This window comes from Ilumatobacter sp. (assembly GCF_049588435.1).
GTDB lineage: Bacteria > Actinomycetota > Acidimicrobiia > Acidimicrobiales > Ilumatobacteraceae > Ilumatobacter_A.
Window position 1 is genome coordinate 1 of record NZ_JBAVYV010000059.1, and the last position, 20,517, is coordinate 20,517.

20 protein-coding genes are annotated in these 20,517 nt (G+C 67.1%); 16 read left to right on the plus strand and 4 right to left on the minus strand.

Going from position 1 to position 20,517, the window contains the following annotated elements:
- The first annotated feature begins 311 nt into the window (after positions 1-311).
- Genes WBV89_RS02010 through WBV89_RS02020 form a run of 3 tightly spaced genes read left to right on the plus strand, consistent with a single transcriptional unit; the run spans position 312 to position 2,699 of the window.
- The gene (locus tag WBV89_RS02010) at positions 312-506 is read left to right on the plus strand and encodes a ferredoxin (RefSeq protein WP_423979670.1); all 195 of its coding nucleotides are present in this window, start codon (positions 312-314) and stop codon (positions 504-506) included.
- Between the two features lie 32 nt (positions 507-538).
- Positions 539-1,891: a cytochrome P450 gene (locus WBV89_RS02015; protein ID WP_423979671.1), complete on the plus strand. Its 1,353-nt coding sequence runs from the start codon at positions 539-541 to the stop codon at positions 1,889-1,891.
- Positions 1,860-2,699 carry a class I SAM-dependent methyltransferase gene (locus tag WBV89_RS02020; RefSeq protein WP_423979672.1) on the plus strand — a complete coding sequence of 280 codons (840 nt, stop codon included), beginning with the start codon at positions 1,860-1,862 and terminating at the stop codon, positions 2,697-2,699. Before WBV89_RS02015 ends, WBV89_RS02020 begins: the two co-directional genes overlap by 32 nt.
- 22 nt (positions 2,700-2,721) lie before the next feature.
- Here the strand turns inward: WBV89_RS02020 and WBV89_RS02025 are convergent, their stop codons facing one another.
- Positions 2,722-3,036: a fluoride efflux transporter FluC gene (locus tag WBV89_RS02025; protein ID WP_423979673.1), complete on the minus strand. Its 315-nt coding sequence runs from the start codon at positions 3,034-3,036 to the stop codon at positions 2,722-2,724.
- 10 nt (positions 3,037-3,046) lie between these two features.
- Positions 3,047-3,505: a fluoride efflux transporter FluC gene (locus WBV89_RS02030; RefSeq protein WP_423979674.1), complete on the minus strand. Its 459-nt coding sequence runs from the start codon at positions 3,503-3,505 to the stop codon at positions 3,047-3,049.
- Positions 3,506-3,539: 34 nt separating this feature from the next.
- On the opposite strand from WBV89_RS02030, the gene WBV89_RS02035 reads away from it, so the two are divergent.
- From WBV89_RS02035 to WBV89_RS02065, 7 genes are all read left to right on the plus strand, one after another.
- Positions 3,540-5,351, plus strand: a complete 1,812-nt coding sequence (locus WBV89_RS02035) for an ABC-F family ATP-binding cassette domain-containing protein (RefSeq protein ID WP_423979675.1) — start codon at positions 3,540-3,542, stop codon at positions 5,349-5,351.
- A 111-nt stretch (positions 5,352-5,462) separates the two neighbouring features.
- Positions 5,463-5,900, plus strand: coding sequence for a hypothetical protein (locus tag WBV89_RS02040; protein WP_423979676.1), 438 nt, complete (start codon positions 5,463-5,465; stop codon positions 5,898-5,900).
- A gap of 6 nt (positions 5,901-5,906) precedes the next feature.
- Positions 5,907-6,545 (plus strand): class I SAM-dependent methyltransferase, encoded by a 639-nt coding sequence (locus WBV89_RS02045; protein ID WP_423979677.1) that lies wholly within the window; start codon positions 5,907-5,909, stop codon positions 6,543-6,545.
- Positions 6,546-6,573: 28 nt separating this feature from the next.
- A complete protein-coding gene (gene pcrA / locus WBV89_RS02050) occupies positions 6,574-9,006 on the plus strand; it encodes a DNA helicase PcrA (protein WP_423979678.1) in 2,433 nt (810 codons plus the stop codon).
- Positions 9,003-9,188: a hypothetical protein gene (locus tag WBV89_RS02055; protein ID WP_423979679.1), complete on the plus strand. Its 186-nt coding sequence runs from the start codon at positions 9,003-9,005 to the stop codon at positions 9,186-9,188. Before pcrA ends, WBV89_RS02055 begins: the two co-directional genes overlap by 4 nt.
- 71 nt (positions 9,189-9,259) lie before the next feature.
- Positions 9,260-10,345: an AAA family ATPase gene (locus WBV89_RS02060; protein WP_423979680.1), complete on the plus strand. Its 1,086-nt coding sequence runs from the start codon at positions 9,260-9,262 to the stop codon at positions 10,343-10,345.
- A 50-nt stretch (positions 10,346-10,395) separates the two neighbouring features.
- Positions 10,396-10,824 (plus strand): flavodoxin family protein, encoded by a 429-nt coding sequence (locus WBV89_RS02065; protein WP_423979681.1) that lies wholly within the window; start codon positions 10,396-10,398, stop codon positions 10,822-10,824.
- A gap of 25 nt (positions 10,825-10,849) precedes the next feature.
- On the opposite strand, the gene WBV89_RS02070 is transcribed toward WBV89_RS02065, so the two are convergent.
- On the minus strand, positions 10,850-11,362 hold the full coding sequence (locus WBV89_RS02070; protein WP_423979682.1) for a hypothetical protein: 513 nt from the start codon (positions 11,360-11,362) through the stop codon (positions 10,850-10,852).
- A 111-nt stretch (positions 11,363-11,473) separates the two neighbouring features.
- On the opposite strand from WBV89_RS02070, the gene WBV89_RS02075 reads away from it, so the two are divergent.
- The 3 genes from WBV89_RS02075 to sucD all read left to right on the plus strand — a co-directional run bounded on the left by WBV89_RS02075 (position 11,474) and on the right by sucD (position 14,028).
- Positions 11,474-11,881: a cobalamin B12-binding domain-containing protein gene (locus WBV89_RS02075; RefSeq protein WP_423979683.1), complete on the plus strand. Its 408-nt coding sequence runs from the start codon at positions 11,474-11,476 to the stop codon at positions 11,879-11,881.
- 83 nt (positions 11,882-11,964) lie between these two features.
- Complete coding sequence (sucC, locus tag WBV89_RS02080; protein WP_423979684.1) at positions 11,965-13,110, plus strand: ADP-forming succinate--CoA ligase subunit beta; 1,146 nt, start codon at positions 11,965-11,967, stop codon at positions 13,108-13,110.
- A gap of 21 nt (positions 13,111-13,131) precedes the next feature.
- Positions 13,132-14,028, plus strand: a complete 897-nt coding sequence (gene sucD / locus WBV89_RS02085) for a succinate--CoA ligase subunit alpha (protein ID WP_423979685.1) — start codon at positions 13,132-13,134, stop codon at positions 14,026-14,028.
- A 92-nt stretch (positions 14,029-14,120) separates the two neighbouring features.
- On the opposite strand, the gene WBV89_RS02090 is transcribed toward sucD, so the two are convergent.
- Positions 14,121-15,056 (minus strand): hypothetical protein, encoded by a 936-nt coding sequence (locus WBV89_RS02090; protein WP_423979686.1) that lies wholly within the window; start codon positions 15,054-15,056, stop codon positions 14,121-14,123.
- A gap of 239 nt (positions 15,057-15,295) precedes the next feature.
- On the opposite strand from WBV89_RS02090, the gene purH reads away from it, so the two are divergent.
- The 3 genes from purH to WBV89_RS02105 form a co-directional block, all read left to right on the plus strand.
- The gene (gene purH, locus WBV89_RS02095; RefSeq protein ID WP_423979687.1) at positions 15,296-16,807 is read left to right on the plus strand and encodes a bifunctional phosphoribosylaminoimidazolecarboxamide formyltransferase/IMP cyclohydrolase; all 1,512 of its coding nucleotides are present in this window, start codon (positions 15,296-15,298) and stop codon (positions 16,805-16,807) included.
- Positions 16,808-16,850: 43 nt separating this feature from the next.
- Entirely contained in the window at positions 16,851-19,022 is a 2,172-nt protein-coding gene (locus tag WBV89_RS02100; protein ID WP_423979688.1) for an acyltransferase family protein, read from the plus strand.
- Between the two features lie 96 nt (positions 19,023-19,118).
- On the plus strand, positions 19,119-20,517 hold a 1,399-nt coding region (locus WBV89_RS02105), incomplete at its 3' end, for an acyltransferase family protein (RefSeq protein ID WP_423979689.1).

The window sequence follows — 20,517 nt, forward strand, 5'->3', positions numbered from 1 at the left end:
GCTCGGAGTTCGCCGAGAGCGCCCGCGCGAGGTGGTCGCCGCGGACTCCCAGCAGCTTCTCGTCGCCTCCGTGGCGGGCCGCGAGCGCGTCGGCCACGTCGGCGCGGTGCGATGCCAACACCGAGAATGTGCCCGATTCGGGGTCCCATCGACGCGAACTTCCCCCGGACGCCTTGCCTTCTGACGGCGGAAGTAGCAAGATTGGAACACTGTTCGAATACTGTTGGACGAGGCCGGACACGACGATGAGTCTGGCGACGACCGCAGCGACCACCAAACGGCACCTCGCGTGTCCAAGTCAGGGAGTACAGATGCAGATCCACCTCGATGCCGAGAAGTGTCAGGGACACAATCGTTGCTACGCGCTCGCGCCCGAGTTGTTCGACGTCGACGACTACGGCCAGGCCGTGCTGCTCGTCGATGGCGAGGTTCCCGCCGACCTGCACGAGAAGGCACGCCTCGCTGCGGCGAACTGCCCCGAATACGCGATCTCGCTGACCGACTGACGCCACCCCTCGAAACCGCTGGAGACACAAAAATGACCGACATCATCGATCCCGACACCGTGAACGAGTCCGCCCCCGAGCCCGAGACCGGGAGGTTCGCCGATCGCGACACGATCTTCGGCGACTCGCCGGAAGGCACCGACGTCTGGCAGCGGGTGCCCTACAACCCCGACGACTACGGCCCCGTCGAGGACTTTGCGACCGACTTCGACCACGCCGATCCGGCGTACAACCCGAATGCCCCCGAGGTGTGGAAGGAACTGCGCGATTCCGGTTGTCCCGTCGCACACTCCGACCGCTACGGCGGCATGTGGGTCCCGATCACGAACGACACGGTCCACGAGATCGCCTACGACACCGACCACTTCACGAGCCGTGCCGTGGTCGTCGGAGTGGGTCGTCCCGGAGACCTCGCGATGCCGGCCCCGATCGGTGGTGTCCCGCCGATCTCGAGTGATCCGCCCTTCCACGGGATGGCCCGACGGCTGCTCCTGCCTCCGTTCGCGCCCAAGCAGATCGAGCCATGGGAGGACGAGGTCCGCTCGCTGTGCCGTCGTCTGCTCGACGACATGGGCGACATCGTCCCCGGTGAGTCCGTCGTGGATGCCGCCGTGCAGTACGCGCAGCACATCCCGGTGAACGTGATCGGCCGCATGCTCGGCTTCCCGCAGGAGGACGAGGAGTTGTTCCGCGAGTTCGTCCACGAGGCGCTCGAGACGGTCAACCAGGAGCCCGGTACCCGCGGCGGGATCGACGATCTCGGCAAGTACATCGCGGCTCAGATCGAGGACCACCGCGAGAACCCGCGCGACGACCTCACGAGCTACCTGATGAACGTCGAGATGGACGGCAACAAGCTGTCGGACGATCACGTCGGAGGGTCGATCATCCTGCTGTTGATCGCAGGGATCGACACGACGTGGTCGGCGATCGGATCATCGCTGTGGCACCTGGCGCAGACTCCCGAGGACCGTCAGCGGCTGACCGACGACCCCGAGGTGATGACCTTCGCCGTCGAGGAGTTCCTCCGGGCCTACGCACCGGTCACGATGGCGCGCATGGTCGCCGAGGACCACGATTTCCACGGCTGCCCGATGAAGAAGGACGACTGGGTGTTGCTGCCGTTCCCGGCGGCGAACCGCGATCCGAAGCAGTTCGAGGATGCCGACACGTTCATCATCGACCGCGAGGTGAACCGCCACGCGGCGTTCGGTCTCGGAATCCACCGCTGCCTCGGATCGAACCTCGCCCGACTGGAGTTGAAGGTGGCGATCCAGGAGTTCGTGGCACGTTTCCCGAACTTCGAACTGGCCGGCGACACCCGCTGGTCGGTCGGCCAGATCCGTGGCCCGCGTGAGCTCCCGGTCAGGATTCTCGCTGACTGAATCGGAGCCCGTCGGGCTCACGGCGGCCGCGCGGTGGGCTGATCAGCTCGCCGCGTGGGCGATTCCGGAACACCTCCTGGATCGGGCACCGCAGTCGCCGTACGCGCACGCCGTCGCCACCTTCGAAGTCGACGACACGCTCGACCGGGCGGTGCTCTCGGCCGAGGTCGCCCGGGCGGTGTTGCCCGAGACCGGTGGGTCGGTGCTCGACATCGGTTGCGGCGGTGGGCGTGCCGCGATGTCGCTCGTCCCGCCGGCGGAGCGCGTGATCGGTGTCGATCAGGACCCGGCGATGCTCGCTGCGTTCACGGCCGCGGCGTCGGTCGCGGGTGCCCGATCGATGACGATCGAGGGCGTGTGGCCCGAGGTCGTGTTCGATGCCCCGATCGCCGACGTCGTGACGTGTCACCACGTGGCGTACAACGTCGCCGACATCGAACCGTTCGTCGGCGCGCTCACCGGTCGGGCACGGCTCGCGGTCGTGCTGGTCATCCCGACCCGCCACCCGATGACCGCCTGGAACAATGCCTGGCGACGGTTCTGGCAGCTGGAACGTCCCGATGGACCCACCGCCGACGACTTCGCGGCGGTCCTCACCGAGATGGGGATCGACGCGGAGCGGTGGGAGATGCCACGACCGCCGTTGTCCCGCCACGCGTCCGACCCGGCACGTCGCGTTCCGTCGACGCTGCGGCGGTTGTGCCTGGATGACGATCGCGCCGATGAGGTCGCCGAGTTCCTCGACGTCCACGAGCCGGAGTGGCCGACGGAGTACGCCGTCTTCCGCTGGCCCGGTGACGCCGCCTGAACGACGGCCATCAGGCCGACACTCAGAGCGTCGTGGCGATGCTTGCCGCTCCGGTGACGCACACCAGCGTCGCGACCACGTAGACCGTGCCCCACCTCCAGCCGAGCTCGCGTGATTCCAGCGCGAATGACGAGAACGTGGTGAGCGCTCCGCAGAAGCCAACCCCGATGATCGTCGACGCGGCGGCCGAGACATCCCGCGTGACGAACCACCCGAGCACGGCTGCGCCGGCGGTGTTGACGATCAGGAGGGCTTGCCACGAACAGAAGAACCGTCCGACGACGTGGCGACCGACGGCGCCCCCGGCCGCAGCGAGGACGAACAGCACGGGCGTCATCGGTCCGCCATCATCCGATCACCTCGGGGCCCTCGGCAATGTCATCCACCGGGCCGCGCGGAACCTGGGCGAGGAGCAGGGCGCCGTAGCCGGCGGCCAGGGTGGCGACGAGGTAGACGATCATCGTGCGGGTCGCGCTCGCATCAGCGAGGTCGTTCAACTCCACGGCGAACGACGACATGGTGGTGAATCCGCCGAGCACGCCGGTCGCGACGAACGCCCAGCCGAGCGATGGGCGGGGGATCCTCGTCGAGGCGAGTCCGATCAGGAAGCAGCCGACCACGTTGACGACGAACGTGTTCCAGGGAAAGCCGTCGGCGTCGACCGGAGCGAGTTGCGTTCCGGCCGCCCAGCGCCCGCTTGCTCCGATCGCTCCACCGACCGCCACGGCAGCGACGGTCGTCAGTTCGTCACGCCAGACCATCACGTCGAATGAACGTAGCCAACGGTTGTCGGTCGGTCGTGTCATTCCGACGACGGTGGACTCGCCGTAGCGTGTCGGCGTGATCTGTGTGGACGTGTCCGGTGTGCGACTGGAACAGCCCGACAAGGTGCTCTTCGAGGATCTCGATGTCACTGTGACACGCGGCGATCGGGTCGCCGTCGTCGGCGTCAACGGATCGGGCAAGACGACCTTGCTGCGGATCCTGACCGGGGCCCTCCAACCCGACCGCGGCCAGGTGCGTTTCGGCCGCGGGGCGCGCATCACCATGCTCGAACAGGACCCGGTCCTCCCGCCCGGAACGGTCGCGGAGTACCTCGGCGACGGGTGGGAGATCGCCGCAGTGGCGACCTCGCTCGGCGTTCAGCCGTTGTTCGACCGGCAGACCGACGAACTCTCGGGTGGGCAGGCGAAGCGCGTCGCGTTGGCCAAGGTGCTCGTCGACAACGCCGGCACCGGTGACGCCGAGAACGCGCACGACATGATCGTGCTCGACGAGCCGACCAACCATCTCGACCTCGAGGCGATCGAGTGGCTCGAGTCGCGACTCGTCTCCATGTCGGCGGCGCTCGTGCTCGTCACCCACGATCGGCATGCGCTCGACCGGTTGACGACGCAGGTCGGGCCGAGCAAGGTCGTCGAACTGGATCACGGCCGGGCGTTCATCCATCAGGCTGCCGCCGGTTCGAGTGCCTATTCGACGTACCTCGACGCCCGTGCCGAGCGCGTCGAGCGCGAGGCCCAGGAGGAGTCGACGCGCAAGATCCTCGCTCGCAAGGAACTCGCATGGCTCCGACGCGGCGCCCCGGCGCGGACGTCGAAGCCGAAGGCCCGCCTGCGCACGGCCACCGAGATCGTCTCCGGCGGGCCACGCGATCTCGGCGTGCGCGCGAACGATCTCGAACTCGGTGCCGGAACGACCCGGTTGGGGAGTCAGGTGGTCGAACTGCTCGACGTCGGCCAGCGGTTCGAGACCGACGGCGATCCGGTCACGATCTTTCGCGGCGTCGATCTCGTGATCGAACCGGGGGCACGATTGGCGGTCGTCGGTCCGAACGGGTCGGGCAAGACCACGTTGCTCGACATCATCGCTGGGCGGCGCGCCGCCGCGCTCGGCACGGTGAAGGTCGGCACGACCGTCGTCGTCGGGTACGCCGACCAGCACTCGTCGTCGCTCGATCCCGAACTCACCGTGCGCAGGACGGTCGCGGGCCCGCTCCGCGAGCCGGACCACGAGGACAAGGCGTTGCTCGAGAAGTTCTGGTTCGACTCCACTGCGCAGTACGCCCCGGTACGGATGCTGTCCGGTGGCGAGAAGCGTCGCCTCCAGCTGGTGATGGTGCTCGCCCGCCAGCCGAACCTGTTGATCCTCGACGAACCGACGAACGATCTCGACCTCGACACCCTGCGTTCCCTCGAGGACTACCTCGACGACTGGCCGGGTGCGCTCGTCGTGGCCAGCCACGATCGCTCCTTCCTCGATCGTGTCGCCGATCACGTGCTCGCGATCGAGCCGGGTGGGTCGATGCGTCGCGTCCCCGGCGGGGTCGGTGGGTGGCTGGCCGAACGCGCCGCGCAGGCGGGGCGAACGGGTGCGCCGACGAGTTCATCGCCCACACGGACGGCGAGCACCCGCGGGAAGCCGAAGGCATCGCGCTCCGGTCCGAGCCCGTCGACGATCGGCCGCCGCCTGAGGGAGACCGAGCAGTCGATGGTCAAGGCGCAGAAGCGCGTCGACGACCTCCAGGCAGAACTCGCTGCGATGACCGACCACACGGCGCTCGCCGAACGCGGAACCGTTCTTGCCGATGCGCAGCAGAAGCTCGATTCGCTCGAAGCCGAGTGGCTCGAACTGGCCGAACTCGCCGAGTGACCACGATTCGGCGTGATCGGGACGAACGTTGACGGAATTCGCGACCGATCGCCGGTCCGCTCGTCTAGCTTCGAGCCGATGGGCAGAACCACGCGGCAAACGATTCGACGGATGACGGCCACGGGGGCGGTGATCGTCGCCCTCACGGCCTGCGGCTCCGGGAGCGATGGCGCCGGCGATGATTCGAGTACCGAGGCATTCTGTGATCAGCTGCGCACGTTCATCGAGACCCCTGCCGACGACACCGCCGTCGCGGTCGAGCAATTCGACCAGTTGGTCGAGGATGCCCCGGACGAGGTAAGCGACGATCTTCAAGTGATGTCCGATGCGTTCTCGGAGGTGGCCGACCTCGACGAGGACGACCCGGAGTCGTTCACGGTGCTGCTCGAGGTCTTCGGGCGTTCCGACGTGATCGAGGCAGCCGAGACGCTCGAACAGTACGGGGCCGACCAGTGCGGCCTCGAGCCGTCACCCGATGCCGATGTCGACGGTGGGGTCGACAGTGTGGTCGACAGCGGGGATGACGACGCCGGCGACGGCGGCACCTGATCCTCGATGGCCGAGGCCATCGTCCGCGAACTCCGCGAGTTCTACGAACACGAGGCGATCGCTGGATCGCGCGGTCCCGCGACAGGTCCTCGGGTGGACGCGGCGTCGGCGTTCGTGTCGCTGCTCCTGCACGAGCAGCGGTCGTCGCTGCTCGACCTCGGTGCCGGTCCGGCCACCGACGCAGCCGTCTTCGCCGAAGCCGATGTCGCGTACGTCGGGATCGATCTGGCGGTCGCCAACGGGGTGCTCGCCGACCGAAAGGGCCATCGGGTGCTCGCGGCATCGCTGTTCGACCTTCCGTTCCGTTCGGGATCGTTCGACGCGGGTTGGTCGATGAGCACGTTGATGCACGTTCCGGGCGAACGGGTCGCACGGGCGATGTCGGAAATCGTGCGCCCGTTGCGGCCGGGGGCGCCGCTCGCGATCGGACTGTGGGGCGGCCCGGACCGGGACATCATCGGTGAACCCGACCTGTCCGGGGCGCGGCGAGTGTTCAGTCTGCGCTCCGCGGCCGGCAATCGTGAGTTGCTCGCAGCTCACGGTGCGATCGAACGCTGGGAAGTGTGGGATGCGGGGCCGGACGACTGGGAATACCACTTCGCCGTGCTCCGCCTGCCCGCTCCATCGACCGCTCCGGCCGGGTGAGGCACCCCGTCCCTAGAGTGGGCTCGTCATGACCGATGAGCAGTTGTTCGCCGATGTCCCCCATCCGGCCGAGTCGGCGGCGGCCCCGCCACCCACCAGCGACGAACTCGACCAGGGAGCAGCGGAGTCCGCAGCGGCCGCACCACGGGCGACCGGTGGCCCGTCACCGTTCACCCAGGGACTCAACCCGGATCAACTCGACGCCGTCGTCCACACCGACGGCCCGCTCCTCGTCGTGGCCGGCGCCGGTTCGGGCAAGACCCGCGTCCTCACCCACCGGATCGCCCATCTGATCCACGAGGGTGTGCATCCGTCGAAGATCCTCGCGATCACGTTCACGAACAAGGCCGCCGCGGAGATGCGCGAGCGGGTCCACGAACTCGTCGGCCCCGTGGTCAAGACGATGTGGGTGTCGACGTTCCACTCCGCGTGTGTGCGGATCCTGCGTGCCAACGGCGAGGCGATCGGCTACCCCCGACAGTTCTCGATCTACGACTCCGCCGACTCCAACCGTCTCGTCTCGTACGTGATCCGGGACCTCGGTCTCGATGCGAAACGGTTCACGCCACGCGGGGTGCAGGGGATCATCTCGCTGAAGAAGAACGAACTGGTCAGCCCCGAGCGGATGGCCGACGAGGCCGAGAACATCTTCGATCGCAAGCACGCCGAGGTGTACGCCGAGTACCAGGCGCGTCTGCTCAAGGCGGGGGCGATGGACTTCGACGATCTCCTGATCAACGTCGTCAAGCTGTTCCGCGAGCACGGGAACATCCTCGAGCACTACCGCACCCGCTTCACCCACATCCTCGTCGACGAGTATCAGGACACCAATCAGGCGCAGAACGAGATCGTCCTGATGCTCGCCGGAGGCCACCGTTCGGTCACCGTCGTCGGCGACAGCGACCAGGGCGTCTACGGCTGGCGCGGGGCCGATCTGCGCAACATCTTGGACTTCGAAGAGGCGTTCCCCGACGTCACGACCGTCGTGCTCGACCAGAACTACCGGAGCACCCAGACGATCCTCGATGCCGCGAACGCCGTCATCGACAACAACACCGAACGCAAACCCAAGGCGCTGTGGACCGATCTGGGCAGTGGGGACACGATCACCCGCTATCACGCCGAGGACGAGGGCGACGAGGCCACGTTCATCGCCTCGACAGCGCGACATACCAACGAGAATCAGGGCACCGCGTGGCGCGACATGGCGGTGCTCTATCGGACCAACGCCCAGAGCCGCGTGCTCGAAGAGGCGTTCATGCGCGTCGGCGTGCCGTACAAAGTGGTCGGTGGCACCCGCTTCTACGACCGGCGCGAGGTGAAGGACGCGATGGCGTACCTGCGCACCGTCGTGAACCCGACCGACGAGGTGTCGCTCAAGCGGGTCCTGAACACGCCCAAACGCGGGATTGGCGACGCGAGCGTGCACAAACTCGACGCGTTCGCGCGCACCGAAGGCATCGCGTTCGTGGACGCGCTCCGTCGCTGCGAGGAAGCGGGCGTTTCGGGAAAGGCGTTGCGCGGGATCGGACAGTTCGTCGAGCTGCTGGACGGCCTCAACGCGACGGCGGCCGACAGCTCCTACGGACCCGGTGACGTGCTGCAGCTCGCGCTCGACGGTTCCGGCTATCTCGCCGAACTCGAGGCCGAGGACACGATCGAGGCCCACACGCGCATCGAGAATCTCGGTGAGCTCGTCGGCTCGGCTCGTGAGTTCACGATCATCGACGAGTTCATGGAGCAGGTCGCGCTCGTCGCCGACACCGACCAACTCGACGACGATGATCATGTCGTGCTCATGACGCTGCACTCGGCGAAGGGGCTCGAGTATCCGATCGTCTTCCTCGCCGGAGTCGAGGAGGGGGTGTTCCCGCACGTCCGGGCGTTGACCGAACCCGCCCAGATGGAGGAGGAGCGGCGACTGGCCTACGTCGGGATCACGCGTGCGATGCAGCGCCTGTACATGTCGCACGCGTGGAGTCGGCAGCTGTTCGGGTCGACTCAGTACAACCCGCCGTCACGATTCTTCGACGAGATCCCGGCCGAGCTGATCGAGTCGAAGGGCAACGTGTCGGGCCGATCGTCGTACGGCCGTCAGAGCTACCGCTCCCAGCCGGGCTCCGCGTATCGCTTCGATCCGCCGCCGTACCGTCGGGCGCAGCGCGGCGACGAGAGCGGAGGCATCGACATCAACGCCGACATCAAGCAGGAGCAGGAACGCCATCGCGATCGTGTGGTCGACGCGGCGATCCGTGCCGGCCAGAAGGTCACCGAGCCCGCCAACAGCCAGGAACTCGGCTTGAGCGTCGGCGACCAGGTGGAGCACCCGGCGTTCGGCGCCGGAACGATCATCGCCGTCGACGGCGAAGGCGACAAGACCGAGGCGGTCATCAACTTCTCGGGTGGCGTCGGCCTCAAGCATCTCTCGTTGGCCTGGGCGCCGTTGAAGAAGATCTCATGAGTGGGCTCACCCCGGCGCGGCGCCTCGTGCGGGTCAACATCGTGCTGATCGTCGTCCTGTCGGGCCTGTTGATCCTCTGTCTCGTGCGTCAACTGTGGGTCCCGGCCGCCGCGTTCACGCTGTTGCTCGTGTCGAACGGGGTGCAGTTGACGACCAGGCGACGGGACGCGGACCCCGAGTGAGTCGCTCTGGAACAGCGGGAGAAGACGCTGTAAAATAGCGGATAGTGCTCCCCCTGGAGTATCCTCGTTCGATGGAGCTCTCGCCATTTCCGCACCACGGTCCACTGGAACCGGGACAATCCGGGCCGCAGAGCGACCTGATCGACGACCTCGTGCGGCGCGTCAGCGAGCGACGCGTCACGGCGCTGCTCGGTCCGCGTCGACACGGCAAGACGACCGCGCTGCGCGCCGTCGTCGACCGTCTCTCCGACTCGGTGACGTCGGTGTGGCTGGACCTGTACGAGCTCGCGTCATGGTCCGATCTGGCGGGTCGCCTCGACCGTGCGCTCGCGCCGATCGGTGGGGTCGGCTCGCCGTCCGTGAACGAGTTGGCCGCGCGGCTGAGTCTCCCGCTCGGGATGTTGTCGGTCGAGCTTCGCAAGCCCGCACAACAGCGACCGGATCCGATTCTGATCGTCCAATCGCAGCTCGACATCCTCGTCAAGGCGTCGACGTCCGAGCCGATCGTGCTCGTCATCGACGAGTTCTCCGGCATCGTCGGCGTGGACGGTGCCGCCGCTCTTCTCCGCACCGCGCTCCAACACCACTTCCAGGAGATCGGCCTGTTGTTCGCCGGATCGGAGCCGTCGACGATGCAGATGCTGTTCACCGATCGCGCCGAACCGTTCTACGCGCAGGCGGACCTCGTCGAGGCTCGCCCGTTCGACGCCGCGTCCGTCGACCGGATCGTCCGCAGCGGGTTCGAGTCGACCGGCCGCTCGGCGGGATCGGTCTCCGCGGCGATCGCCTACGTCACCGGGGGACATCCGCATCGCGTCATGGAGTTGGCGGACGCCGTCTGGTCGCGGGTTGCGCCGGGAGACACGGCGACCGATGACGACGTCACGCTCGCGCTGGACGACGTGGTGCGTGCCGCGTCGGCTGGGCTCGAGCGCCTGTTCTCCTCGTTTCCCACCGGCGAACAGCTGGTGCTTCGGGTGGTGGCGAAGAACGAAGCGATCTTCGGGGGGTACGCCGACTCGCTCGGACTCTCGAGCGGTGGGGCCCAACATGCGCGCGCGTTGCTCGTCGACCGCGGATACCTGCGTCGCGAGGGCACCACGCTGACGATCGTCGATCCGGTGTTGACCGAATGGATCCGCCGCACCTTCGGCTGAACGGTGCCGCGGAATCCATCGCACGCCTCGCTCCGTGGCAAACTACGGGGGTGAAGGCAGCAATTCTGGTCGAGAGCTTGACGGGTAACACATGGCGGGCAGCGGAGAAGACCGCTGATCTCCTCGCACAGGAGCGGTGGAGCATCACCGGGCTCTCCAAGGTGCGTGAGCCGGACCTGACGTCGATCCAGGAGGCGGATTTGATCCTCGTCGGCACCTGGGTGCACGGGGCGTTCGTGTTCGGCCAGGCTCCGTGGGCTGTCAACAACATCTCGAATCTGCCGGCGCTGTCCGGAAAGAAGGCGGCAGCGTTCTGCACGTTCGCCCTGTCGCCGGGGTCGTCGCTCGACCGTCTCACGCGGGCCGTGGGCGACACCGGTGCGTACGTGATCGGCGGCTTGGCGATGAGCCGGAGCAAGCTCGATCAACACAGCGAAGAATTCGCCACCCGCCTCGTCGACGCGCTCGCCGACGCCTGATCAGAGGTCGGCGTCGGCCACCGGATCAGCCCGTCGCCGGGCTCGAGAAGGCGCGCAGATCGAGGTAGAGGGTCTCGGACCCTTCGACCACGGGTCGGACGTCCTCGGTCGGAGGCGACAGTTCGGTCACGTCCAACTCGTTGCCGTCGCAGTCGATGAAGGTCGCCGTTCCGCGCACCTGCTCGACGGGGCAGTCCGGCCGATCCGGAGGGAAGGCGTAGTAGAGGCGCCAGCCCTCCGCGGGGTCATCACCTTCGTGATCGACGACGAGGGAACGTTCTCCCGTGATCGTCGACAGTTCGGCGAACAACAACGGGCCGTCCTCGGCGACGTCGTTCGCTCGCCCGGCGACCGAGCCGAGCTCCAGGCGTGGGGGAGCGAGATTGTCGGTCGTCTCGGTCGAACCGTTCGACAAGAACGCGGCGATGCCGTACGTCACGAGGCCGAGGACCACGAAGAACAACACACCGCCGAGCACGGGGACCACGGCGCGAGCGGTGGGGGAGCGCAGCTCGGACGTCTTCGGGATGGAGACCACCGAGCCATTCTGTCAACCACCGTGCGACTTGCCTCCGGAGCGACCCGTCATGGTGGTGTTCCACGTGACGGTTGGTGGAATGACCGAATCGTTGCGTAAGGTCTGAGATTCGTGGAACGCCCCTACCGAATCGTCGTCGCGAAGCCCGGCCTGGACGGCCACGATCGCGGGGCGAAGACGATCACCCGAGCGTTGCGTGACCACGGCTTCGAGGTCATCTACACCGGGCTGCATCAGACTCCCGAGCAGATTGCGGAGACCGTGTTGCAGGAGGACGCCGACGGAGTCGGGCTGTCGCTGCTGTCGGGCGCGCACCTGACGCTCTTCCCGCGGGTGATGGCCGAACTCAAATCGCGTGATCTCGACGACGTGATGATCTTCGGCGGCGGCGTGATCCCCGACGGCGACGTCGACATCCTCAAGGACCAGGGCGTCGCCGAGATCTTCGGGCCCGGCTCATCGCTGCGTGCGATCGGCGAATGGCTCGAGACGGCACTCGACGAACGAGAGAACGCCTGACCACCCACCGAAATGCGCGTTGGTGCCACGCGCCGACGAACATTTTCACCACACCGACCCAACAGAGAAAGCAGTGATCTGACGTGGATCTCTTCGAATACCAGGGCAAGCAGTACTTCGCCCGCTACGACATCCCGGTGAGTCCGGGTGGCCCGGCCGACACGGTCGACGAAGCCGTGCGGGAGGCGAACAACGCCGGATACCCGGTCGTCGTCAAGGCGCAGGTACAGGTCGGTGGACGCGGCAAGGCCGGCGGAATCAAGCTCGCCGACGACGAGGCCGCCGTGCGCGAGCACGCCGGAAACATCCTCGGCATGGACATCAAGGGCCACGTCGTCAAGCGCGTGTGGGTCGAGCGGGCATCCGACATCGACGAGGAGTACTACGTCAGTTTCACCCTCGACCGCAGCGAGAAGAAGCACCTGATGATGCTCTCCCGCGAGGGTGGCGTCGAGATCGAAGTGGTCGCCGAGGAGAACCCCGACGCGATCATCAAGCTGCACATCGACCCGGTCGACGGGCTCGACGAGGCAGCGGCGCGGCAGGCATGTGTCGACGCGAAGCTGCCCGAGCGCGCACTCGACGGTGCCGCTGACATCATCGTCAAGCTGTATCGCTGCTACACCGAGGGTGACTGCGACCTGGCGGAGATCAACCCGCTGATCCTCAAGCCGACCGGCGAGGTGCACGCGCTCGACGCGAAGGTCACCCTCGACGGAAATGCCGAGTTCCGCCATCCCGAGTGGGAGGACTTCAAGGGTCTGACCGAGATGGACGAACGCGAGAAGATGGCGGCCGAGAAGGACCTCCAGTACATCGGCCTCGACGGCACGGTCGGGATCATCGCCAACGGTGCCGGTCTCGCCATGTCGACGCTCGACGTCGTCAACCAGGTCGGTGGCTCGGCAGCGAACTTCCTCGACATCGGCGGCGGAGCGAATGCCGACGTGATGGCGGGAGCGCTCGAAGTGATCAACTTCGACGAGAACGTGAAGTCGATCTTCATCAACATCTTCGGTGGGATCACCCGCGGCGAAGAGGTCGCGAAGGGCATCGTCGAGGCCATGGGCCGGGTCGACCTGAAGGCGCCGATCGTCATCCGTCTCGACGGCACCAACGCCGAGGAGGGTCGCCAGATCCTGCTCGATGCCGGGATCCCCGCTGACAAGCTCCGCTCCGAACCCACGATGCTCGACGCCGCTCGCGCCGCCGTCGCACTCGCCAACTGATCGCACGAAGGAACTCGAGACATGGCAATTTTCGTCAATGAGAACACCAAGGTCCTGGTGCAGGGACTCACCGGCGGGCAGGGCAAGTACCACGGCCTCCGCAACCGCGATTACGGAACGCAGATCGTCGGCGGCGTGACCCCGGGCAAGGGTGGCCAGGACGTCGATGGCATCCCGATCTTCGATTCGGTCGCCGACGCCGTCGCCGCGACCGGCGCCAACGCATCGTTCGCCGCGGTCCCGCCGAAGTTCGCGTCCGGCGCGATCCTCGAAGCCGCCGAAGCGGGCATCGGCTTCGTCGTCTGCATCACCGAGGGCATCCCGGCGCAGGACGAGGCGACCACCTTCAACCGACTGCTCCGCGAGTTCCCGAACACGCGCCTGCTCGGCCCCAACTGCCCCGGCATCATCAGCCCCGGCAAGTGCAACATCGGCATCACCGCCGGTGAGATCGCACAGGAGCCGACCGCGGACGGCCCGAACGTCGGCATCGTCAGCCGCTCCGGCACGCTCACGTACCAGGCGCTGTACGAACTGAAGCAGAAGGGCATCGGCGTGTCGACCTGTGTCGGCATCGGTGGCGACCCCGTCCCCGGAACCAACTTCATCGACTGCCTGCGCGAGTTCGAGGCAGACCCGGAGACCCACGCGATCATGATGATCGGTGAGATCGGTGGCTCGGCCGAGGAAGAAGCAGCCGAGTTCATCAGCGCCAACGTGTCGAAGCCGATGTCTGCGTACGTCGCGGGCGTCACGGCTCCGGCCGGCAAGAAGATGGGCCACGCCGGAGCGATCGTCTCGGGCGGCAAGGGCACGGCCCAGGGCAAGATGGACGCACTCGGTGCCGCGGGCGTGAAGGTCGGCCTCAACCCGACCGAAGCCGGCGAACTGATGGCCGACATCGTCGCCGCCCTCTGACCCCGACAGCCCCTCACCCCACCCTCGCCGAACGCGTGAGGAGTTTGTGCTACTCGGGCGCAGACTCCGCACGCGTTCGCCGGTGGGGGCGGTCAGGCGGCGAGGTCGAGGGTTCGGATCCGGTGGAGATCGACCAGTTCGGCGATCACGGCGGCGAATGATGTGCGCAGCTCCTGATCGGTCACCCGTTCGACCTGCCACCCGATCCGGCGCAGCCCGCGATCTCGCGATTTGTCCCGCTGCGCGTCGAGCCGACCGCCGTGCCACGTGACGTGATCCACCTCGACCGCCCAGCGGATGGTCGGATCGGCACCATCCGGGTGGATCACGATCCCGTTCGGGAGCCGGAGTCGGTGCTGGCGGACAAGCTCCGGAACGCCGGCGGCGCGCAGTGCGTTGAGGACCCGGAGTTCGAGCTTCGAACCCGCGGGCTTCTGCCACGCTGATCGCTGCGACAGCACGCGCCGCACCCGCGCGACCCCCGGTCGACCGCGGGCCTCGAGTTCGCGAAACGTGTGCCAGATCGTGGCGGTCGACGCGTGCCGGTCGATCACCCACTCGGTCAGCGCCTCGAATGTGTCGTCGCCGAGATCCCGAGCGCAATCGAACCAGGTCCGGGGTGGGCTGGCGATCACGATGCCGTCGGCTCGGTCGACCCGATGGTGCGGCCGCATCAGGTTGGTCCTGCGCACGAGGACCCCGGTTGCGAGGGGGTGTCGGTCGTGCTCGGACAACACGATCGGCATCGTCGGAGTGCGCACGTGCCGGAAACCCCAGAGCCAGCCGGCAGCGGTGCCGGTGATCACGATCGACGGGTCGGCGCTGCAGGCGGCGACACACCGGGACTCGAACGTCTCGGGCGACGTCGTCACGCGGTACACGCCGTCGTGACATCGTGTGATTGCTCCGATGCGAACGAGGTGGCGCAACTCGTGGAGCGACATCCCGTCATCGACCATCTCCCGTCGAGTGACGATGCCGTGATGGGCGGCGATCGCGGTACGCAACGCGGCTGAGAAGTAGTGCATTGGGGCCCCTCCAGAACGGTGATGGTTCGGGGACGGTGTGGTCCGATGCGGGCGCGTGGCCGAAGGAAAAATCGTATCTCCCGTTCTCGATCCTGCTCGATGCCGCCTTCCGGCGATTGCGTGCGGAGTTTGCGCTCGACGGACGCAAACTCCTCACGCGAACGGTGGGACGGGCGGGGGTGGGGCGAGGGGTGGGGGAAGGGGCATGGCGAGTCGGTGCGACCCGATACGGTCGGGGCGTGCCCACCGCATTGCTGTCCGTGTACGACAAGACCGGGGTCGTGGACCTCGCTCGTTCCCTCTCGGAACTCGGCTGGTCGCTCGTGTCGTCCGGTGGCACGGCCAAGGCGATCGCCGAGGCCGGAGTCGAGGTCACCGACGTCGTCGAGTGGACCGGGGTCCCCGCGATTCTCGGCCACCGCGTCGTCACCCTGCACCCGAAGGTGCACGGGGGCATCTTGGCCGACCCGACCGATGCCGAACATCGCGCCGACATGGACGCGTACGACATCACCCCGATCGATCTCGTGGTCGGCAATCTGTATCCGTTCGCCTCCGACCCGAGCATCGAACTGATCGACATCGGTGGACCGGCGATGGTCCGGGCTGCGGCAAAGAATCACAAGTTCGTCGGCGTGGTGGTCGATCCGGCCGACTACGACGACGTGGTCGCGGAGATCCGAGCCGACGGGGCGCTGGGTGATGCGACCCGCCGTCGGTTGGCCCGCGCAGCCTTCGCTCACACCGCCGAGTACGACGCCGCCATCGTGACCTGGCTCGACGAGTCCGACGAGACGGTCGAGGACGACGAGATCCTGCCTGCATCGATCCACCTGTCGCTCGAACGGGCTCAGCCGCTGCGCTACGGCGAGAACCCGCACCAGGAGGGAGCGCGCTATCGCCAGGTCGGCGCGACGAGTTGGTGGGATTCGATGACCCAGCACGGCGGCAAGGAACTCAGCTACCTCAACGTGTTCGACACCGAGGCCGCATGGCGTCTCGTCCAGCGCTTCGACGCTCCGGCGGTCGTCGTGGTCAAGCACGCGAACCCGTGTGGCGTGGCGGTCGGCGACGACATCGGATCCGCCTACGTGGCGGCGAACGCATGCGACCCGGTCAGCGCGTTCGGGGGCATCGTGGCGGCGAACCGGACGGTGACCGCCGAGATGGCCGAACCGCTCTCGAAGGTGTTCACCGAGGTGGTGATCGCGCCCGACTTCGAACCGGACGCGCTCGAGATCCTCACCGCGAAGAAGAACCTGCGCGTGATGAGCGCCGGTGCGCCGTCCCCACTGCCGTTCGACATGCGGCCGGTCGATGGCGGCCTCCTCGTCCAACAACCCGACGACGTGAGCGGGCGCAGCGACGCCTGGCGGGTCGTGACGACGACCCAGCCGACCGACGAGCAGTGGCGTGACCTCGAGTTCGCCTGGACCGTGTGTGCTGCCGTGAGCAGCAACGCGATCGTGTACGCGAAGGACGGGCAGGCGTTCGGGATCGGTGCCGGCCAGCAGAACCGACTCGACTCGGCGCGCATCGCGGCCGACCGCTCCGACGGTCGTGCCCACGGTGGCGCGTGTGCGAGCGACGCCTTCTTCCCGTTCCGCGACGGTCTCGACGCCGCCGCCGCAGCCGGTATCGCCGTGGTCGTCCAACCCGGTGGGTCCGTGCGTGACGACGAGGTGATCGCCGCCGCGGACGAGCACGGCATCGCGATGGTCTTCACCGGGCAGCGCCACTTCCGCCACTGACGGCCCGTCCGGAGCAACGCACGTCACGCAGATCGATGTCGAGATGATCAACGATCCAGGCCCGGACCGGCGATACTGGGACGCGGTGACCTCGACAGCGGATCCCGCAGACACCTCTGCCACAGCGCGAGCGATGGCACCGACGCGCCCACTCACCCGGGACGGACGCGGAAACAAGCCGATCAGCCAACTGCCGTACCTCCCGGGCCTCGACGGCATCCGCGCCCTCGCGGTGCTCGCGGTGATGGTGTACCACGCCAACAGCAACTGGCTCCCGGGTGGCTATCTCGGGGTCGAGGTCTTCTTCGTGATCTCGGGCTACCTGATCACCCTGCTGCTCATCGCCGAACACGAGCGCAGCGGCGAGGTCGACCTGAAGCAGTTCTGGATTCGCCGATTCCGAAGGCTCCTCCCTGCACTGTTCGTCATGATGCTGCTGCTCACGGTGTACGTGGCGCTGTTCGAGCGGGACCAGCTCGGCAAGCTGCGCGGCGACGTGATCGCCGGCACCTTCTACGGCTCGAACTTCTACCAGATCTGGATCGGGGCCGGCTACAGCGCGGGCAACGACTTCGCCCCGCTGCGCCACCTGTGGAGCCTCGCGGTCGAGGAACAGTTCTATCTCGTGTGGCCGCTCGTGATGTTTGCCTTCCTCCGGGTCGGCAGCCGACGGATCGCCGGCATCGCCCGGTGGCTGTTCCTGGCGGCGGTGGCGATCACCGTGATCGTCGCCCTCGTCAGCTACGGCGGCCCGCAGCAGAACCCCGAGTTCACGCCTGATGCGTACTGGAACATCTTCGGTCGGTCGATCTCCAAGCCCGACGGTCTCTACCTGTCGACGTTCTCTCGGGCCGGGGGCCTCCTGCTCGGAGCCGGCTTCGCGATGATCTGGCGTCCGGCGGCCGTGATGCGTGGTCCGCTGCGCAACAAGCCCGGCTTGTTCGACCTCGTCGCGCTCGTCGGAATCATCGTGCTCGGAGTGATGACCTGGTTCGTGGCCTTCCAGCCCGACCAGGGAGTCGGATTCCTCTTCCAGGGCGGCCTGTTCGTGACCGCCCTCGCGACGCTTGCGGTGATCGCAGCCGTCACCCACTCGGGCGCGAACACCGGCAAGATCCTCTCACTTCCCGTGCTGGTGTGGATCGGAACCCGTTCGTACGGCCTCTACCTCTACCACTGGCCGATCTATCAGATCATCCGCAACATCGCGGCCAACAAGCTCAGGCTCCACGAGTTCGTCCTCGCGCTGGTCGCCACGTGCATCATCACCGAGCTGTCGTACCGCTACATCGAGACCCCGATCCGTCAGGGCAAGCTCGGCGAACTGTGGAAGCAGCGTCGTGCAGGCATCACGTCGCGGAATCCGCTGACCGACGTGCAGCGCAAGCGCGCCTTCGCTGCCACCGCCGTCGCTGCCCTGCTCGGCGTGTTCGCGATCGGCAGCATGGCGACAGCCGAACTGAAGCAGAACGACCTCGCGCTCAACCTCGAGGAAGCCAAGGCGAGTACGTGTGACGTGCTCGTCGACTTCGACTGCGACGGCGTCGACGACGTGGACGCGGACGGCAACCCGATCGCTCCGGTTGCCGACTCGACCGCGACTGCCGAGGACGACCTCACCGCGGTGTCCGACCCGGCCGCGCAGGATGTCCCCGTGACGACCGCGGAGGGTGACGCTGTCGAGACCGAACCGACGGCCGCCCCCGACTCGACAGCCCCGGGCACCACGGCACCTCCCGCCACGGCACGGCCCGGGGCGAACCGCCTGTCCGTCGGCGACTCGGTGATGCTCGGAGCCGCCCCCCAGCTCGGCGAGATCGGATTCACCGTCGACGCGATCGAGAGCCGGGCGTGGGTGAACGGGCTCGACACGATCGAGCAACTCGGTGCACAAGGTCGGTTGCCCGACGAGTTGGTCATCCATCTCGGAACGAACGGCCCGATCGGCCAGACCAACATGGACCGGATGATGGCTGCCGTCGCCACGGTTCCGAAGGTCGTGTTGCTCACCAACGACGTCGATCGCGACTACACCGCCGGCAACAACGAGCTGATCTTCGCGGCAGCTGCAGCGAACGACAATGTGTCGGTCCTCGACTGGAACGGCCTCACGACGGGCTGTACGGGCGACTGCTTCGAAGCGGACGGCTTCCACCTCAAGCCGGCGGGCAAGCGGTACTACGCCGATCTCATCGCCGGGGCGCTCTCGTCCTGACACCCGGGTGATGCCGGTTCGGTGTCGCGCGTGATCGATGTCCTCTTCGCAGGGTGACACGAATCGGGCAGCGCCACTGGCGATACTTGGGCCGACATGACGACGTACGCTCCGCCGACGTCTCCCGACGTCACCGTGCGGGAGGACTCTGCACAGATCAGTCGCGTCCCGTACCTCCCGGGTCTCGACGGGATGCGCGCCCTCGCCGTGATCGCGGTGATGGTGTATCACGCCAACTCGTCATGGCTCCCCGGCGGCTTCCTCGGCGTCGAGATGTTCTTCGTGATCTCCGGATACCTGATCACCCTGCTGATCATCGCCGAGCGCGAACGCTCGTATCAGGTGTCGCTCGTCGACTTCTGGAAGCGCCGGGCGAAGCGACTGCTCCCGGCGCTGTACCTGATGATGCTGCTGGTCACGATCTACACCGCGCTGTTCCAGCCCGAGGCGCTGGGGCAACTGCGTGGCGATGTGATCGCCGGATTGCTCTACGTCTCGAACTGGTACCAACTGTTCGTCGGGCTCGGCTACACGGCGGCGTTCGACTTCGCGCCGCTCCGGCACCTGTGGAGCCTGGCCGTCGAGGAGCAGTTCTACGTCATCTGGCCGCTGGTCATGGTGGTGCTGCTCGGCCGGAAGGGGACGCGCAGCGTGGCCGATGTCAGCCGGTGGCTCTTCGTGGCCGCCGTCGCGATCGCGATCGTCACGGCGTCGCTGTACCACCCGGGCGTGATCGGAACCCCCGAGACGACCCCGGACGCCTACTGGTTCATTGGAAACCACCCGATCTCGAAGCTCGACTTCGCCTACATCGGAACCTTCTCGCGGATGTCGGGGATCCTGCTCGGCGCCGCGTTCGCGATGGTCTGGCGGCCGTTCGCGGTCATTCGTGGCCCGTTGCGCAACAAGGGCCGCACGTTCGACGTCGTCGGGCTGCTCGGACTCGTCGGCCTCGGGTGGATGTGTTGGAACCTCTACCTCGTCACCCCGGCCGGGGTCGCCGATCCACGGTTGTTCCGCGGCGGAATGTTCGGGGCGTCTGTGTTGACGGTGGTGGTCATCGCCGCCGTGAGCCATTCCGGCGCCCGCGCGAACGGTGTTCTCGGCAATCCGGTCCTGAAATGGATCGGGCTGCGTTCGTACGGGCTGTATCTGTACCACTGGCCGGTGTATCAGGCGATCCGTGAGCTGGCGGGGAACAAACTCAACGTCCGCGAGTTCATCGTCGCGATGGCGATCACGTTCGCGATCACCGAGATCTCGTATCGGTTCGTCGAGACCCCGGTGCGAACCGGGTCGTGGCGCACGATGCTCAAGCGCGCGAACCGGAGCTCGCGAGCGTTCCCGCGTCGCGTCGTGACGGCGACCGCTGCGGTGGTGGTGCTGGTAACCGTGGCGGCGGGTGGAGCGCTCGCGACGGCCGACCTGGAACGCAACGAGATCGTCGACACGTTTGCCGAGAACGAACAGTCCACCGTCGACCTCGTCGACCTCG